Genomic DNA, 16,578 nt, shown 5'->3' on the forward strand with positions numbered 1-16,578 from the left:
GCAGACGGCCGGGGCCGCCGACCAGCGAAAGCGTTATGGCCGGCGGCGCACGGTGGCCGCAGTTACGCGCGTTTTCTCGTGTCCGACGCGTCTTCGTCGAGCCCGATCACACCGTAGTCCCAGCCTTTGCGCCGATACACGACACTCGGGCGATCGGTCTTGGAATCGACGAAGAGAAAGAAGTCGTGACCGACGAGCTCCATCCGGTCGACGGCCTCGTCGACCGTCATCCATTCCGCGGGGAACACCTTTTCGCGGATCACCACGGGCGAGTACTCATCGTCTGGCTCCGCCTGTGCGTCGACGGTGGCGATCTCGCCCGTTGTGAGGCCTGAGATCGAGTCGGCACTCGCCACCTGGACTCCGATGCCGGGAAACCCGTCGGCGCTGGCGTCGTGAAGCGAGGTGCGCTGTTTTCCCCTGATCGCCTTCTTGCGATCCTTCGCCCGTCGTACCCGTTCGAGCAGCTTGGCGATGGCCAGGTCGAAGGCCACGTACTTGTCCGCCCCCTGCGCTTCGGCCCTGGCCACTTTGCCCGGACCGATGATCGTGAGCTCGACCCGATCGTCACCGGGCTTGCCCGCTTTGTCATTGTGACGGCTGACCTTCACCTCGAACGCGATGGCACGATCGGCCAGGTGGGCGATCTTCTCAGATTTCTCATCCACGTAATCACGAAAACGATCAGTGATTCCCACGCCAAATCCGACGATGTTCGTTTCCACGAAAGACCTCCCTCGATTCGGCGTGCCGCCTTGATATCAGGGCGGTCCTTCACGCCTTTAGGGCAACCGTAGTCCTCGTCGCAGTCGAAGTCACCGGTCTTTGCGAATCTGCCAATGCGACTCACAGGAGCTTCGGGGTCGACGCAAGTGTGATCGCGCCGCACACGTCCGCCCCGGCCTCGGTGAGCGCCGAGCAGGCCTCCTCGACCGTCGCACCCGTTGTCACCACGTCGTCGACGACCAACACCTGCCGGCCCGTGAGAGAACCGCGGGCGGCGAGTGTTCCCCTCAGGTTCTCGCGACGCGACACGCTGCCGAGGCCGACCTGGTCTGCGGGCTGGACGACGTGCCTGAGCACGGGCGCGGCCCGCAGTCCCGCTCGCCTCAGCACCGTCTGCACCGGATGGTAACCGCGCCGCCTCGAGGCCGCGCGCGTCGACGGGATCGTCACCAGCCAGACCTCGCCCGTCAGCCCCTCTGTCCGCAGATCGGTGAGCGCCAGGTCGAGCACGTTGATGACCAGGCCGGAGAGCGGCCCTGCGACATCCGTCCGGTTCTCGTTCTTCAGCGCGAGGATCGCCGCCCGCACAACGCCGTTGTACTCATGGGCTGACCACACGCGGATGCCGCCAGCCACGATCCTGACAGTTGTGCGCGGGCGAAGACGCGGCAGGCATTCGTCGCACACCGCGGCATCCGGTGTTCCGCAGCCGACGCACGCGACGGGCAGGAGTACCCCGAGCGCGGACCGGAGTGCGTGAGAGACGAGAGTGACGGCCTCGGCGAGCGGAGAGGCGTGGCGTGCCATACGAAGAGAGTGCCCGACGGAGAGACAGCGCGGGAGGCGGACGGCAACCCGTGCAGAACCGGATGCCGTCGGCTCAGGTGTGCAGAACCGGACACAGCAGGGTCAGGGGTGGCGCCCGAACGACGACGCGCACCCGGCACGGCTCACCGTGGGCTGCCGAGCTGGGTGGCGATGAACCCGATCCCCGTCGCCATCGTCTGCCACGCCGTCGGCCTGCGAAGCGCGAGGTCACCGTCTGCCGTCAGAGCACGCAACTGCTGGGCGGAGTTGCCTCCGACGAGCATCACGGCTCCCTCGAGGGGCGCGACCGGCTCTGACTGTCCGCCGATGGGCTGTTTTGTGATCTCTGTCGAGCCGTCATCGGTCTGCGTCAGCGATGCCACGGTCAGGTCATCGACCCAGGTGGCGCTGAGAGGCTGGCCGTCGCCGACGGTGAGCTCGATCGGTTCGCCGAGGCGGATCGGAGCTCCGTCCGGTGTGCGCTCGACGCCCGCGACGAGAAAACGGTTCTGCTCCCCGACCGTGAGCAGGGCGATGATCCGGGTTCCGTCGCGTGACAGCGCGAGCGAGGTGATCGTCGAGGCGTCCGGCCAGCTCGTCGTCACGGGGAACGTCTCGCCGTCGGGGCCGAAGGCCCGCAGGTCGGAGGGCGCCGTCTCGGGCACAGACCAGATGTAGCCCCGATCGTCGAGTGCCGGCGCGATGAGCCCTGGGCGCTGGTCGACCGGCACGCTGTCGGACCCGGGCCGCACCGAGTACACCCCTCCCTCTCGGGACTGCACAGCTGCGAGGGTGTGATCCGCGCCGAGGGTCGCCGCGATGGGTGCGAGCTCCTCGACCGACCCCGAGATGCCGGGAATCTGCTCGATGGCGCCGCCGCCGAGAAAACCGAACCCGTTGTCTGACGAGACGAGCGGTCGCGGGTCGACGCGCGGCGAGTCGAGTGTCACCGTGTCGATCTGTTCAACGTTCCCGTCGATCGAGATCGACACGGCGTTGATCGTCGTCACACCGACCAGGCTTGAGACGAGCTGCGCCTGCATCAGTTCGAGGGTCCGCTGGTCGGCCTGCAGGGCTTCGCTGTTGAGGTCGACCGCGGCGACGCCTCCCTCGACAGGCACAGCGCTCTTCGTCAGCGCGGTTCCCTCGGGGAAGGCCGTCGACACGGCCACGGCGAGCCATTCGCTCGGACCGTCGATCAAGGCGCGAACGATCCGCGTTCCCGTTGACGCTCGCGACGGGAACCAGCGCAGATCAGGCACGAGGTAGCTGAACGTGGGGTCGAAGAAGCTCAGCGAATACGGACTGAACACGTCGACGAACTTGATCGGGTCGAGGATCACGCCGTTCGGCGCGGCGCTCAGCCGCCACTGGCCGCCGACCTCGCTGAATCCATAAGCCTGTGTGATCGGGTTCTCGCTCGAGAACTCACTGTAGAGCCCGTTGCCGTCGACTTCGGCGACCGGGATGACCCGCAGGCTCATGGTCGTCGGGCTGGTTTCGATGTATTCCCGGCGCGACTGCTGGTCGACGGTGACACCGGCATCCGGGTTCCAGTCCTCCGCGAGCTCTGGCGCCAGGAACTCGCGCGCGATCGCGTAGTTGTTGGCGGGGCTCGACGCCGCTTCGATGAACCCGCGCAGAATCTGCTCGGGCGTCGCATCGCGCTGAGGGCTGGCTGGTTTGTATTCGACCTCGACCTCGACCTCGGAGTCTCCGGGGCTGACGCGACCCTCCTGCACGGCGCCGGAACGGGGAATCCCGGCGCAGGCGGTTGTCACGAGCGCCATCACGAGCAGCATGACCGAGACGGATGCCGTCGGCCGTCTGCACTCGCGTCGGTGGATGCCCTGCCGCCTCATCGCTGCTCCTCGTCCGTGTCCGACACACCCGCCCCGCCGCCATCGTGGGCGCGGTCGTTGTTGTGCGTCTGGTCGTCCGCGAGGTCGAACTGCGGCGTTGTGCCGTCTGCGTCATCCGGCACAAGCGGGAGCGGTGACACCTGCACGACTCCCTCCCGTGTGCGCGGGAGTGTGAGCCTGAACAGCGACCCGCCTCCGCTTCTCGACCAGACCTCGAGAGTGCCATTGTGCAGCTGAGCGTCTTCGAGGGCAATCGCGAGCCCGAGGCCGGTGCCTCCGATGGTGCGCTTGCGCGACGGGTCGGCCCGCCAGAAACGATCGAACACCCGCTCGACCTCGTCCTCGGTCATGCCGAGGCCGTAATCACGCACCGAGAGCGCGACGGACTGCTCGTTGCTGTCGACGGCGACCACAACGGGGCGGCCCTCGCCGTGCTCGATGGCGTTCCCGAGCAGGTTCCGCACCACGCGCCTGATGCGCCTCGAGTCCATCTCGACGTTGGAATACCCGCCGGGGGCCACCAGCCGAATGTCCGACCCCTTCTGCTCGGCGACCGCGGCCATCTCATCGATGACGCCCTCGGCGAGGTGGACGAGACTGGTCTGCTCGGCATCGAGATGCACAGACCCCGCGTCGTACCGGCTGATTTCGAGCAGGTCGGCGAGCAACACCTCGAAGCGCTGCGTCTGGGTGTGCAGAAGTTCCGCCGTTCGCGCCGTGGCCGGTGCGAAGTCGTCGCGCTGGTCGAAGAGCACGTCGCCGGCGAGGCGGATCGTGGTGAGGGGTGTGCGCAACTCGTGTGAGACATCCGAGACGAACCGCTGCTGCACCTGTGACAGGTCGGCGAGCTCGCGAATCTGCGACTGCAGGCTGTCCGCCATGCCGTTGAACGAGCGTGCGAGAGTGGCGAGCTCGTCTTCGCCGCGCTCCGGGATGCGCACCTCGAGGTCGCCGTCCGCGAGCTTCTCACTCGTCTCTGCCGCGATCCTGATCGGACTGGCGACGAGCCTGACCACCACCCAGGCCACCGCTCCGACGAGCAGCAGCAGCGCGATACCGCCGATCGTCAGGGTGCGCTGCACGAACAGGAGCGTCTGCTCGGTGTCGCTGAGGTCGTGCCCGACGTACACCTCATAGCGTCCGCCCTCTGGGAACGAGATCTGGGTGCCCACGACGATGCCAGGGGACTTCTGGCCGTTCACGTCGAGCACAACAGACTGCCACCACTGTTCGTCTGGATTGTTCTGCACGGTCTGCCGCATGCTGTCGCTGATCACGCCCTGCAGCCCGGGACTCTCGAAGTCCTGCGGCGCCACGGTGCTCGGCTCCTGCCCCGGCACACGGTAGACGGCGACCAGCCTGCTGGGCGAGGCCTGGGCGATCTCGGTGCGCACCGAGCTCATGAGGTCCTGCACGGCGACCCTGTCCTCGGCGTCCGAGGCGTCGAGGATACGCTGCGCAGACGTCGTCGCCCGTGCGGTGTCGCGCATCACCTGATCTGCGCGCGACTGGAACAGGTCGTTGCCGATCGACAACGACATATAGACGCTCGAGATCAGCACGGCGAGCAGTGCCAGCCCGAGCGAGACGACCACCGTGCGGAACTGCAGGGATCGGTGCCAGCTGTGCACGACCCGAGACGGCCAACTGCGCCAGTTGCGCAGCCTCATGCCCGCGACCCCTTGGCCCCTGGCGCCGACGAACCGCCCGGCAGACCCTGTGGCCATCATCGCTCAGCCGGTCGTGCCGGCGCGATATCCGACGCCGCGCACAGTCATCACGATCTTCGGGTTGTCCGGGTCGTCTTCGACCTTCGCGCGCAGGCGCTGCACGTGCACGTTCACGAGCCTGGTGTCTGCCTTGTAGTGGTAGCCCCATACCTGCTCGAGCAGCATCTCGCGGGTGAACACCTGCTGGGGCTTCTCGGCGAGCGCGAGAAGCAGATCGAACTCGAGTGGGGTCAGGCTGATCCTCCTGTCGCCACGCCGCACCTCGTGACCGGCCACGTCGAGACTGAGGTCACCGACCTGCAACACCTCCTGGCTCTGCTGCGGCGCAGGGGGGCGAAGCCTGGTGCGGATCCGGGCAACGAGTTCCTTCGGGTTGAACGGCTTCACCATGTAGTCGTCCGCGCCGGACTCGAGGCCCTTCACCACATCCGCCGTGTCCGATTTCGCGGTCAGCATCAGGATCGGGATGCCGGACTCCTGCCGGATCAGACGACAGACTTCGATGCCGTCCACACCCGGGAGCATAAGGTCGAGCAGCACGAGATCGGGTTTGTTCTCGTGGAAACTCTCGAGGGCAGACGAGCCGTCAGCGCAGAAGGACGGTTCGAACCCCTCGGTGCGGAGCACGATTCCGATCATCTCGGCGAGGGCCGTGTCGTCGTCGACCACAAGAATCCGTGCGCTCATGCAATTCGTTCCGATCTGCCTGCATCGTCTGTGATTCGGGTGTGAGTCATGGCTCACCCGCAGCGCAAGCTCGCGTTGCTTCGCTCAAGATTAGTCGGTAGAACCCGAAATCGGCCGCTTGTCCACATCCGCGCCTCGATGATGCCCCACGACGACCGTGCATATGACACGATAAAAGAGCTCACCGCGTTCGCAAGGCTCGACGACAAGGAGTCGCTTCCGTGACCTACGGCCAGGACTGGCATCCGCCAACAGAAACCTCGCGCGGTCAGGGCCCGGCGGGCGCTGACGGCGGCCCGAACGGGTCGCAACCGCGTGCCCCACACGTGCCGTATGGCGGACAGCAGGGCTGGACCCCGCCGCCGAAGCCCGGCCTGATCCCGCTGCGCCCCCTCGGCTTCGGCACCCTGCTCGGAGCACCGTTCCAGACGTTGCGTCGCAATCCGAAGGCCACGTTCGGCAGCGCGCTGCTCGTGCAGGCCATCACCGTCGTCGTCACGGTCATCGTCATCGGCCTCGCCACCTGGTGGGCGACGGCGCGCATCATCAGCGCAGCACCTGAAGACCAAGCCACGGTTGAAGCGGGCTCGGTCACCGCCATCCTGCTCGCGAGCCTCATCCCCGTTGTCCTCTCGCTTGTGGCATCCGCTTTTCTGCAGGGAATCATCGTCGTCGAGGTCGCACGATCCACTCTCGGCGAGAAGCTGACGATGCGCGCCGTCTGGAAGGCCGCGTGGCCACGGCTCGGCGCGCTGCTGGGGTGGATGCTCGTTGTCACAGGTGTGCTCGTCGTCACCCTCGCCGTGATCGTCGGGGTCGTCTGGGGCCTCTCCGCCCTCGGAGGCGGTTTCGTCGCCGTCGCCGTGATCCTGGCCATCCTCGCGACGCTCGCCGTCATCGGGCTTGCGATCTGGATCGGCATCAAGCTCTCGCTGACGCCGAGCATCATCGTGCTCGAGAAGGAGCGCGTCTTCGCGGCGGCCAGGCGTTCGTGGTCGCTGACGAACGGCTACTTCTGGAAGACCCTCGGAGTGCAGTTCCTGGTCTCGTTCATCGTGTCGACGGTGGCGCAGATCGTGATCACGCCCGTGTATCTTCTCTTCATCATGAGCATGTCGGTGCTCGCCCCCACCGGTGTGTCGCCGGATGACTTCGTCCTTCCCGCCGTGCTCTACGTGCTGACGATCGTGATCTCACTCGTGCTCGGCGCCATCTCGACGGTTGTGATGTCTGCGGCGATAGCCCTCATCTACATCGACCTGCGTATGCGCAAAGAAGGCCTCGACCTCGAGCTCATCCGGTTCGTCGAAGCGAGGAACACCGGCGAAGCGGTGGACGATCCATACGTTTCCGCACCTCGCACGCCGCGTGCGCCGGTTCCTCCCGCGCCCGGGCAGCCATACCCGGGGCAGCCGTACCCGGGCCAGCAGTACCCGCCCCAGCCATACCCGGGTCCGGGCCAGGCGTACCCGCCACAGCAGTACCAGGGCCAGCCCTACCCGGGTCAGCCCTACCCGGGTCAGCAGTACACGGGTCAGCAGTACCCGCCACAGCAGCACACGGGTCAGGGATATCCGTCACAGCACCCGCCCCAGCAGTATCCGGGCCAGGGATACCCGTCCGCGGCGCCCTATCCGCAGCAGCCACAGGCGCCGCAGCAGCCACAGGCGCCGCAGCATCCACAGGCGCCGCAGCATCCGCCCGGGCCACCGTACCCGCCCGCACAGCAGCAGTACCCGCCACAGCCGCCGGCGGGCGACGGTGAGACCGATGGCCGACGGGAACAGCGCTGATCATGCCCTTCCCGTTCGACGTCCCCGTCGTTCCCGATGCGCCGGAGGCACGCGATCTGCTGACCGAAGAGCTCTCGAAACCCGAGTACGCAGCGGCGCAGCCGACCCTGTTCGACATCATTTCTGAGGCGTTCTTCGAGTGGCTCCAGCGTGTGTTCACCCCTGGCGCCGCCGTGGGCGCCGACTGGCTCCTCGTCGCGGTCGTCGGACTCGTCATCGCGGGCATCATCGTCGCGATCGTCATCTGGGGTGTTCCGCGCATCAACAGGCGCAGCAGCGTCGCCGATGTGCTCTTCGGCGACGATGACAGGCGCTCCGCATCTGAGCTGAGGGCCTCTGCGCAGAAGGCAGCGGAACGCGGGGACTTCAACACGGCGGTCATAGAGCAGTACCGTGCGGTCGCACGCGGGCTCGCGGAACGCACCGTGGTGATGGTGTCGCCCGGCACCACCGCCCACGATTTCGCGAGCCGCGCCGCCCAGTCGTTCCCAGACCAGGCTGAAGATCTCGCAACGGCCGCAGACGAGTTCGACGGTGCCCGATACCTGGGCCGCACCGCGACCGAGGCGCACTATCGGCATGTGCGCGCTCTCGACGACGGTCTCGCACACCGCGCACCCGTTTCTCACGAGCCCGTCACCTCTGGCGCCCCTTCGTGAGCACGACATCGACGCGTCCGGCAGAAGACACACACAAGACCGGCGACGACGGGGGCACAGCCGTCACGACGCCACGTGTGCGCTCCTTTCTCAGGAGCGGGATGTTCTGGGTCGGAGCAGCTGTCGTCTGCGGCCTGGTCGTCGTCGCGTCTGCGGTGCTCACCAACCCGGGCACGGGCTCAGGAGCACCGCTCGACGGCGACAGTGCAGCGCCGGAGGGCGCACGTGCGGTGCTGCAGGTGCTGCGTGCCGAGGGCGTCGCCGTCACCGTCGCGGACGACATCGACGAGGCCCGCGCGGCGCTCGAAGACGACGCCACCCTCGCCTTCTACGACCCGAACGGTTATCTCGACGCCGAACGCCGGCGTGACCTGGTCGACGCCGCCGAGCGAACCGTCGCCATCTCGCCCTCGTTCACGCAGCTGAACGACCTGCTGCCCGGTGTCCGTGCCGCCGGTTACAGCGAAGAGACCTCGCTCGGCGCATCGTGCGACGAGGCGATTGCCGAGCGAGCGAGCACGATCAGCGGCGGCGCGACGTTCGCGATCGACGACTCCTCAGACGCGACGGGATGCTTCGAGTCAGAGACGGGCGGGTTCGCCCTGGTCGTCGACGACCACATCGCTGTCGTCGGGCCGACTGCGCCGTTCACCAACGACGCGATCGTGGACTACGGCAACGCCGCCCTGGCGCTCGGACTGCTCGGAGCTGAAGAGAACCTCGTCTGGTACCTGCCGACGATCGCCGATGTCGAGGCGACGGGGCCGCCGACGCTGCAGCAGCTCACTCCGAACTGGCTTGTGCCCGTGACCTCCCTGCTCACGATCACAGCGCTCGTCGCGATGTTCTGGCGGGGCCGCCGTTTCGGGCCGATCGTCATCGAAGACCTCCCCGTCACCGTGCGGGCGGGCGAGACCATGCAGGGGCGGGCCAGGCTCTACCAGCGCACGGCGTCACGCGTGCGGGCGGCTGACGCCCTTCGCGTGGGGGCGACGGCACGTCTGGCGACCATGCTCGGGCTCTCAGACCAGGCGGGTGTGTACGAGGTGGCGGATGCCGCGGCATCCGCTCTCGGGCAGGGAACACCGGGGGTTCGCGGTGTGCTCGTCGACCGGCCCGTCCAGACGGAGCGCGACCTCATCGAGGTGTCTGACGCCCTGCAGAACCTCGAGCATGCGGTGTCAGACGCCGTCGACCCGCGATCACCCCACAGACGATGACCGGCAGAAGCCGACACAACACACTCCCAACCGAGAGAATGATGCAATGACCGATCCAACACCGTATCGACCGGGCGACGACCAGCGGCCGGCGCAGCAGCAGTACCCGGCGCAGCAGCAGTACCCGCAACACCCTCCGGCATACCAGCAGCAGGCGCCGCAGCCACCGGCACACCGGCCGCAGCAGCCCGCACAGCAGCTGCCACCCCAGCAGCCGCCACAGGCACCGGGTGCGGACGCGCTCTCGCCCGAGGCGCAGCAGACCAGACCGCGCGACGCGGGGAGCGAGCTGCGAGACAAGCTCGCCGGGGTTCGTTCAGAGGTCGCGAAGGCCGTCGTCGGACAGGACGCCGCCGTGACCGGGCTGATCATCGCGCTGCTGGCGAAGGGCCACGTGCTGCTCGAGGGTGTGCCAGGTGTCGCGAAGACGCTGCTCGTTCGCACGCTCAGCCAGAGCCTCTCGCTCGATACCAAACGCATCCAGTTCACACCGGACCTGATGCCCGGTGACGTGACCGGGTCCCTCGTCTTCGATGCGAAGGCAGGTGACTTCGAGTTCAGGCAGGGGCCGGTGTTCACGAACGTGCTGCTCGCAGACGAGATCAACCGCACGCCCCCGAAGACGCAGTCGGCGCTGCTCGAGGCGATGGAAGAGCGGCAGGTGAGCGCAGACGGCGTGACGACCGCGCTGCCTGAGCCGTTCGTCGTCGCCGCAACGATGAACCCCATCGAGTACGAGGGCACATACACACTGCCAGAGGCGCAGCTCGACCGTTTTCTGCTCAAGCTCGTTCTCGACGTTCCCGAGCGCGACCTCGAGGTCGAGGTGCTGCGCCGCCACGCCGCCGGCTTCAACCCTCGCGACCTCGCCGGCGCGGGCGTCACCGCGGTGCTCAGCGCTGCCGACCTCGCTCGTGCGCAGAGCGCCGCAGCAGGCACCGGGGTGAATCGAGACGTGCTGAGCTATGTCGTCGACCTCGCCAGGGCCACACGCCGCAGCCCGTCTGTTCGGATGGGCGTCAGCCCGCGCGGCACAACGGCCCTGCTCGCCGCCGCGAAGGCATGGGCGTGGCTGAGCGGCTATCCGTCCGTCACCCCCGATCACGTGCAGGCCATGGTGCTCCCCGTCTGGCGCCACCGCGTGCAGCTTCGCCCGGAGGCCGAGCTCGAAGGTGTGTCGAGCGATGCCATTCTGCGGTCGATCATGCAGCAGGTGCAGGTTCCGATCTAGATGACCGTCTCCGGCTGGTTCGTTGCGCTCGTCGCCCTCGGCGTCGTGCCGGTCGTGCTGATCGGGCAGGCGACGGGTGAGCCCGGTGTCGTGATGGGCATCTGGCTGTTGTTCGCCCTCGTGCTCGGTGTCGTCGACCTGCTTCTCGCGGCATCGCCCCGCGCCCTGCGACTGAGCCGGTCGCTGCCGGATCGGACCAGGCTCGGCGAAACCGTCACAAGCGAGCTCTATCTCACCAACACAGGCCCCAGGACGCTCCGCGGTGCGGTCAGGGATGCCTGGCAGCCGTCCGCCGGCGCGTCGTCACCACGGATGCGGGTCACGATTCCGGCGGGCGAGAGACGCGTCGCACGTCAGCACCTCACGCCGTTCCGTCGCGGCGAACGGCGCGTCGAGCAGGTCACCGTGCGCTCGTTCGGCCCGCTTCGGCTCTGGTCGCGGCAGGCGACGATGACCTGCGAGGGTCGTGTGCGTGTGCTGCCTCCGTTCAACGCCCGCAAGCACCTGCCCTCGCGCCTGGCCCGGCTGAGAGAACTCGACGGCGCCACGAGTGTGCTTGTCAGGGGCCAGGGAACGGAGTTCGACTCACTGCGTGAGTATGTGCGCGGAGACGACGTGAGATCGATCGATTGGCGTGCGACGGCGAGGCGTCACAACGAGAGCTCAACGGCGGGCAACACGCTGGTGGTGCGCACCTGGCGCCCCGAACGAGACCGGCGAGTCGTTATCGTCATCGACACCGGCCGCACCTCGGCGGCGCGAGTGGCGGACGAGCCGCGCATCGACACCGCCTTCGAGGCATCGCTGCTGCTCGCCGCGCTGGCGACGCGCGCGGGTGACCGCGTCGACCTGCTCGCGTTCGACCGTCGAGTGCGCGGCCGGGTGCAGGGGGCGACGGGAGCAGATCTGCTGTCGAAGATGGTGGATGCCATGGCGGGCATCGACCCTGAGCTCATCGAGATGGACTGGAAGGCCGTTCCGGCCCAGGTGCAGTCGGTCACGAGCCACCGCGCTCTCGTTGTGCTCCTGACTTCGATCGATGCTCCGGGCGCATCCACGGAGCTGCTGAGCATTCTTCCGCAGTTGAGCCGCAAGCATACGGTTGTGGTGGCATCCGTCACAGACCCCGCCGCCATCGAGGCGTCGCGGTCGAGGCGCAACAGGGACGAGGTGTATCTCGCTGCCGCCGCCGAACGCGCCCTGCTCGACATCTCGCGCGTGTCTGCGGCCATCGGCAGGCAAGGCGCAGAAGTGGTGACGGGTTCGCCGGAGGACCTGCCGCCCGCCCTCGCCGATCGTTATATCGCGCTCAAGGCCGCGGGGCGCCTGTAGCGGCTGTCGCACGGCATGACCGGGCGCTACTTCTGTGTGAACGAGTCGACGGACATCACGAGGATGACCCTGTCTGCCGCGTCCGGCGGCGGCGGGGCGTCCGGGTTGCCGTACCACGACCCGAGCACCTGAAAGAACTCGCCTTTCGGGTCGGGAATGGCCTCGTTCAGCCGGCCGCGCACCTCGATGTAACGGTACGGGTCGTCTGGGTCCGAGACGCACAGGCTCATCGCGGGGTTGCTCTGCAGGTTGCGGTATTTCGCCCGCTTGGTGGTGTGGGTGAAGCGGATGTCTTCGCCGTCGTAGAGAAACCACATCGGGTTCACCTGCGGCGCGCCGTCGGGGCGCACAGTGCCCAGGTGCCCGACGATCGGTCGTTCGAGAAGGTCGACGAGATTCTTGGGGATGTCTGCAGCCATATGCTCAGCCTAGCCACGCCAAGTGCGCGGGGAACAGTGGGCACAACTTCGGAGATCCAGCCCTCACTCGGTCGGTCACCCACGTCGACGCCGCACGTTCTGAATCTCGTAGCGAAATTCTCCGAAGTTGTGCACGGCACGCCCAGCCCGCTCCAGCTGAGGCTACGTCCGACCAGCCGACGTCCGCTCGGAGGCGTTATGCCGCGTAGATGCGCTTGGCCCCGGCCTCGAACTCGACGAGGTCACCCGTCTCACCCGCCCGGTACGCCCGCCCGCCGACGACGATCATGTAGACGAGGAACGCGCAGAGCGCGAGCGCACCGAGGCCGATCTTGACGGGCCACGGCCACGGCTGCGGTGTGACGAATCCCTCGAGGATTCCCGCCACGAAGAGCACGAGGATCAGCCCGATGACCACCGTGAACAGGGCGCGTGCGTCGTCGGCGAGCGCCTGTCCTCGTGTGCGGTTGCCGGGGGCGACCCACGCCCAGAAGATCCGCAGGCCGGCCGCCGCCGCGACGAAGATCGCCGTGAGTTCGAGCATCCCGTGCGGGGCGATGTAGAGAAAGAACGTGTCCCCCTGGCCGAAGCTGAACAGAACGGCGGCCGTCATGCCGAGGTTCTGCGCGTTCTGCAGGATCACGTAGGGAACCCACACCCCGGTGATCCCGAAGGCTATGCACTGCGCGGCGATCCAGGCGTTGTTCGTCCACACCTGCCCGGCGAACGACGCAGCGGGGTTCTCGGAGTAGTAGTCGATGAACTCTTCTTCGGCCAGTCGTCTCAGCTGTTCGGTGTCGCCGAGGTTCGCGAGCACCTGCGGGTCGTTCAGCACCCACACCGCCCACATGGTCGCGACGACAGCCGTCGCACCCGCGACGGCCAGGGTGAGCCAGCGCAGGCGGTAGAGCGCGGCCGGCAGCTGCAGCACGAAGAAGCGCGGCAACTGCGAGAACATGTTGGCGCTTGCGGCGGTGAAGCGCAGCCGGGCGCGAGAGAGGGTGACGCTCAGGCGGTCGCCCTCGATCGTGGAACCGGCGGTGCTCTTGATGGCTGAGAGCTCCGTCGCACCCGACTGGTACTTGTCGATCAGCTCGTCTGCTTCTGCACCGCTCAATGACCGCTTCGACGCGAGCGCATCGAGGCGGTCCCAGTCGGCGCGGTGGGCTGCGCTGTATGCGTCGAGATCCATCTGATTAAATACTAGACATGGAAGAGCCGAACGGCGTACGAAAATCCACTTTGGCTCAGCAATCGGATGAGCTGGTGACAGGCGAAGCCGTCGCGCTCGATGTGCGACCAGCCAGTTTTCTGCTCCGCGCGGCAGGGGCGATCATCGACTTCATCGCGACGCTGATTGTGGCCTTCGCCCTGATGGGGGTGCTCCTCTCTGTCGCCCAGAGCGGCTCGCTCGACGTCGCGGCGCTCACGGCGTTCTCGACGGCCATCGTTGTGTTCTCGTTCGTGATCGTGCCGACCGTGGTCGAGACGATCACACACGGACGCTCACTCGGCAAGCTCACGATCGGCGCGCGTATCGTGCGCGACGACGGCGGGGCGATCGGGTTCAGGCACGCATTCATCCGCGCGCTCACCGGCTTTCTCGAGATCTATATGACCTTCGGCGGCCTCGCCGCCATCGTCGGACTGCTCAGCGACAGATCGAAGCGCATCGGCGACCTGCTCGCGGGCACCTACAGTCAGCACGAGCGTGTGCCGCGCATCGTCGAACCCGTGGTCGGCGTTCCCCCGCAGCTGGCGTCGTGGGCGACGCTCGCAGACGTCGGGCGGATGCCTGACCGGCTCTCCAGACGCATCGCCCAGTTCCTGAAGCAGGCACCGCGCCTCACCGAGCACGCCAGAAGCCGCCTGGCCCGTGACCTGGCGGCAGAGGCATCCGTTTTTGTGTCACCGGTGCCGGACGTCGACCCGCAGATCTTTCTCTACGCTGTCGCGGCGGTGCGACGCGACCGTGAGTTTCACGCCCTGATGCTCGAGCGCGAGCGGCTGGCGCGCCTGCAGCCCGTGCTCACCGGACTCCCCCACGGTTTTCCCGATCGCTAGCCGCACGGTTGTCGAGACCCGCGGCGGTCGAGGCCCCGGTGGTCGAGCCCGTCGAGACCCCGCACCGGTGATCGAGCCCGTCGAGACCCCGCACCGGTGATCGAGCCCGTCGAGACCCGAGACCCGGCTGTCAGTAGCGGTAGTGATCGACCTTGTACGGCCCCTCGACGGGAACACCGATATAGGCGGCCTGCTGCGGTGTGAGAGTCGTCAGCTCGACGCCCAGGGCGTCGAGGTGCAGACGGGCGACCTTCTCGTCGAGATGCTTCGGCAGCACATACACGTCGACGGGATAGTTCTCGGTGTGCGCATACAGCTCGATCTGCGCGAGCACCTGGTTCGTGAACGAGTTGCTCATCACGAACGACGGGTGTCCCGTGGCGTTCCCGAGGTTCATCAGGCGCCCCTCGCTGAGGACCAGGATCGAGCGCCCGGTGGGAAGACGCCACTCGTGCACCTGGGGTTTGATCTCGATCCGCTCGGCTCCGTCGAGCGACTCGAGTCCCGCCATGTCGACCTCGTTGTCGAAATGGCCGACGTTCGCGACGATCGCCTGGTGCTTCATCTGGAGCATGTGGTCGACGGTGATGACGTTGACGTTGCCTGTGCCGGTGACGAAGATGTCGACCTGCCCGACGACAGATTCGATGCGCGCCACCTGAAAGCCGTCCATGGCGGCCTGCAGCGCGTTGATCGGGTCGATCTCAGACACGATCACGCGAGCACCCTGGCCGCGAAGTGCTTCGGCTGCGCCCTTGCCGACATCGCCGTATCCGACGACGAAGGCGACCTTGCCGCCGATGAGCACGTCGGTGGCGCGGTTCAGCCCGTCCGGCAGCGAGTGACGGATGCCGTAGGTGTTGTCGAACTTCGACTTGGTGACCGAGTCGTTCACGTTGATGGCCGGGAACAGCAGCTTGCCGTCGCGGGCGAATTCATAGAGACGGTGCACACCCGTTGTCGTCTCTTCTGTGACACCGATGATGTCGTCGGCGATCTTCGTGTAACGGTGGGGGGATTCGGCCAGCGAGCGACGGAGCACATCGAGGAACACGCGGTACTCGGCGCTGTCGTCTGCCGACGCATCCGGAACCGCGCCATCGGCCTCGAACTCACGCCCCTTGTGCACGAGCATCGACGCGTCTCCGCCGTCGTCGAGGATCATGTTGGGGCCCGTCCAGTCCGCACCCGCCACCGCCGCTTCGGCAGACCAGTCGAAGATGCGTGACGTGGCCCACCAGTACTCTTCGAGGGTCTCGCCCTTCCAGGCGAAGACGGGAACGCCGGCGGGGGCGTCGGGTGTGCCGGTCTGGCCGACGGCGATCGCCGCAGCAGCCTCGTCTTGTGTCGAGAAGATGTTGCAGCTCGCCCAGCGCACCTGTGCGCCGAGTGCCGTGAGCGTCTCGATCAGAACTGCCGTCTGCACGGTCATGTGCAGCGAACCGGCGATGCGTGCACCCGCGAGGGGCTTCGAGTCGCCGAACTCGTCGCGCAGGGCCATCAGGCCCGGCATCTCGTTCTCGGCGAGTCTGATCTGGTGACGCCCCGCCTCGGCGAGCGACAGGTCTGCGACCTTGAACGATGCCTGGTCGGACGAGGTGGATGTTCCGGGCTGAGTGAGCGTCATACGTCCATTCTCGCAGACGCGCGCTGTGTGTTTCGGGGGCGGGCACACACGGTGTCCGGGCGTACGGTGAAGACATGGGAACCGAAGTGAGACGCGAGCCGGAGATGCACAGGTACAGCCTGTTCCTCGACGGAGAGAACGTCGGAATCACCGAGTATCAGGAACACGGAGACACGATCGTGTTTCCGCACACGCTCATCGAACCTCCGCATCGCGGCCAGGGTCTCGGGGAGCTTCTCGTGCGTGGGGCACTCGACGACGTTCGGTCACGCAGCAGCGCGGCAGTCGTGCCCGCCTGCTCCTTTGTGAATGAGTTCATCCGCACGCATCCGGAGTACAACGACCTGCTCACCGCCCGCCCAGACTGACGGTGGCCGAGCCCGTCGAGACCTCCCGCCAGGCGAGCAGACCCCGGTGGCCG

At 67.1% G+C, this 16,578-nt stretch carries 15 protein-coding genes; 7 read left to right on the forward strand and 8 right to left on the reverse strand.

Annotation, left to right across the window (positions count from 1 at the left end; genetic code table 11):
- Window positions 1-62: 62 nt before the first annotated feature.
- From hpf to mtrA, 5 genes are all read right to left on the reverse strand, one after another.
- Window positions 63-725: a ribosome hibernation-promoting factor, HPF/YfiA family gene (hpf, locus tag ACYVF5_RS02785; protein WP_460943101.1), complete on the reverse strand. Its 663-nt coding sequence runs from the start codon at window positions 723-725 to the stop codon at window positions 63-65.
- 121 nt (window positions 726-846) lie between these two features.
- Window positions 847-1,533, reverse strand: coding sequence for a ComF family protein (locus ACYVF5_RS02790; RefSeq protein ID WP_460943103.1), 687 nt, complete (start codon window positions 1,531-1,533; stop codon window positions 847-849).
- 143 nt (window positions 1,534-1,676) lie between these two features.
- Complete coding sequence (locus ACYVF5_RS02795; protein WP_460943105.1) at window positions 1,677-3,395, reverse strand: LpqB family beta-propeller domain-containing protein; 1,719 nt, start codon at window positions 3,393-3,395, stop codon at window positions 1,677-1,679.
- Window positions 3,392-5,065 (reverse strand): MtrAB system histidine kinase MtrB, encoded by a 1,674-nt coding sequence (gene mtrB / locus ACYVF5_RS02800; protein WP_460943651.1) that lies wholly within the window; start codon window positions 5,063-5,065, stop codon window positions 3,392-3,394. Before mtrB ends, ACYVF5_RS02795 begins: the two co-directional genes overlap by 4 nt.
- Window positions 5,066-5,128: 63 nt before the next feature.
- Window positions 5,129-5,812: an MtrAB system response regulator MtrA gene (gene mtrA / locus ACYVF5_RS02805; protein WP_460943107.1), complete on the reverse strand. Its 684-nt coding sequence runs from the start codon at window positions 5,810-5,812 to the stop codon at window positions 5,129-5,131.
- Window positions 5,813-6,033: 221 nt separating this feature from the next.
- Between mtrA and ACYVF5_RS02810 the strand changes: the two genes are divergently transcribed.
- Genes ACYVF5_RS02810 through ACYVF5_RS02830 form a run of 5 tightly spaced genes read left to right on the forward strand, consistent with a single transcriptional unit; the run spans window position 6,034 to window position 12,047 of the window.
- Entirely contained in the window at window positions 6,034-7,605 is a 1,572-nt protein-coding gene (locus ACYVF5_RS02810; protein WP_460943109.1) for a glycerophosphoryl diester phosphodiesterase membrane domain-containing protein, read from the forward strand.
- A gap of 2 nt (window positions 7,606-7,607) precedes the next feature.
- Complete coding sequence (locus ACYVF5_RS02815) at window positions 7,608-8,264, forward strand: DUF4129 domain-containing protein (protein WP_460943112.1); 657 nt, start codon at window positions 7,608-7,610, stop codon at window positions 8,262-8,264.
- The gene (locus ACYVF5_RS02820) at window positions 8,261-9,484 is read left to right on the forward strand and encodes a DUF4350 domain-containing protein (RefSeq protein ID WP_460943114.1); all 1,224 of its coding nucleotides are present in this window, start codon (window positions 8,261-8,263) and stop codon (window positions 9,482-9,484) included. Before ACYVF5_RS02815 ends, ACYVF5_RS02820 begins: the two co-directional genes overlap by 4 nt.
- Before the next feature lie 46 nt (window positions 9,485-9,530).
- On the forward strand, window positions 9,531-10,715 hold the full coding sequence (locus ACYVF5_RS02825) for an AAA family ATPase (RefSeq protein ID WP_460943116.1): 1,185 nt from the start codon (window positions 9,531-9,533) through the stop codon (window positions 10,713-10,715).
- The gene (locus ACYVF5_RS02830) at window positions 10,716-12,047 is read left to right on the forward strand and encodes a DUF58 domain-containing protein (protein ID WP_460943118.1); all 1,332 of its coding nucleotides are present in this window, start codon (window positions 10,716-10,718) and stop codon (window positions 12,045-12,047) included.
- A gap of 26 nt (window positions 12,048-12,073) precedes the next feature.
- Here the strand turns inward: ACYVF5_RS02830 and ACYVF5_RS02835 are convergent, their stop codons facing one another.
- Window positions 12,074-12,466 (reverse strand): PPOX class F420-dependent oxidoreductase, encoded by a 393-nt coding sequence (locus ACYVF5_RS02835; RefSeq protein ID WP_460943120.1) that lies wholly within the window; start codon window positions 12,464-12,466, stop codon window positions 12,074-12,076.
- 196 nt (window positions 12,467-12,662) lie between these two features.
- Window positions 12,663-13,658: a stage II sporulation protein M gene (locus ACYVF5_RS02840; RefSeq protein WP_460943122.1), complete on the reverse strand. Its 996-nt coding sequence runs from the start codon at window positions 13,656-13,658 to the stop codon at window positions 12,663-12,665.
- Between the two features lie 17 nt (window positions 13,659-13,675).
- Between ACYVF5_RS02840 and ACYVF5_RS02845 the strand changes: the two genes are divergently transcribed.
- The gene (locus ACYVF5_RS02845) at window positions 13,676-14,530 is read left to right on the forward strand and encodes an RDD family protein (protein ID WP_460943124.1); all 855 of its coding nucleotides are present in this window, start codon (window positions 13,676-13,678) and stop codon (window positions 14,528-14,530) included.
- Window positions 14,531-14,660: 130 nt separating this feature from the next.
- On the opposite strand, the gene ahcY is transcribed toward ACYVF5_RS02845, so the two are convergent.
- Window positions 14,661-16,157, reverse strand: a complete 1,497-nt coding sequence (gene ahcY, locus ACYVF5_RS02850; RefSeq protein ID WP_460943126.1) for an adenosylhomocysteinase — start codon at window positions 16,155-16,157, stop codon at window positions 14,661-14,663.
- 74 nt (window positions 16,158-16,231) lie between these two features.
- Here ahcY and ACYVF5_RS02855 point away from each other — a divergent pair, with 74 nt between their 5' ends.
- Window positions 16,232-16,525 carry a GNAT family N-acetyltransferase gene (locus ACYVF5_RS02855; protein WP_460943128.1) on the forward strand — a complete coding sequence of 98 codons (294 nt, stop codon included), beginning with the start codon at window positions 16,232-16,234 and terminating at the stop codon, window positions 16,523-16,525.
- Window positions 16,526-16,578: the final 53 nt, after the last annotated feature.

Source organism: Okibacterium endophyticum, assembly GCF_054780075.1.

Excerpts from the sequence above, each read along its gene's own strand:
- ACYVF5_RS02790 (WP_460943103.1), bottom strand. The coding sequence starts at position 1,533 with ATGGCACGCCACGCCTCTCCGCTCGCCGAGGCCGTCACTCTCGTCTCT.
- ACYVF5_RS02795 (WP_460943105.1), bottom strand. The coding sequence starts at position 3,395 with ATGAGGCGGCAGGGCATCCACCGACGCGAGTGCAGACGGCCGACGGCA.
- mtrB (WP_460943651.1), bottom strand. The coding sequence starts at position 5,065 with ATGAGGCTGCGCAACTGGCGCAGTTGGCCGTCTCGGGTCGTGCACAGC.
- mtrA (WP_460943107.1), bottom strand. The coding sequence starts at position 5,812 with ATGAGCGCACGGATTCTTGTGGTCGACGACGACACGGCCCTCGCCGAG.
- ACYVF5_RS02815 (WP_460943112.1), top strand. The coding sequence starts at position 7,608 with ATGCCCTTCCCGTTCGACGTCCCCGTCGTTCCCGATGCGCCGGAGGCA.
- ACYVF5_RS02825 (WP_460943116.1), top strand. The coding sequence starts at position 9,531 with ATGACCGATCCAACACCGTATCGACCGGGCGACGACCAGCGGCCGGCG.
- ACYVF5_RS02830 (WP_460943118.1), top strand. The coding sequence starts at position 10,716 with ATGACCGTCTCCGGCTGGTTCGTTGCGCTCGTCGCCCTCGGCGTCGTG.
- ACYVF5_RS02835 (WP_460943120.1), bottom strand. The coding sequence starts at position 12,466 with ATGGCTGCAGACATCCCCAAGAATCTCGTCGACCTTCTCGAACGACCG.
- ACYVF5_RS02840 (WP_460943122.1), bottom strand. The coding sequence starts at position 13,658 with ATGGATCTCGACGCATACAGCGCAGCCCACCGCGCCGACTGGGACCGC.
- ACYVF5_RS02845 (WP_460943124.1), top strand. The coding sequence starts at position 13,676 with ATGGAAGAGCCGAACGGCGTACGAAAATCCACTTTGGCTCAGCAATCG.
- ahcY (WP_460943126.1), bottom strand. The coding sequence starts at position 16,157 with ATGACGCTCACTCAGCCCGGAACATCCACCTCGTCCGACCAGGCATCG.
- ACYVF5_RS02855 (WP_460943128.1), top strand. The coding sequence starts at position 16,232 with ATGGGAACCGAAGTGAGACGCGAGCCGGAGATGCACAGGTACAGCCTG.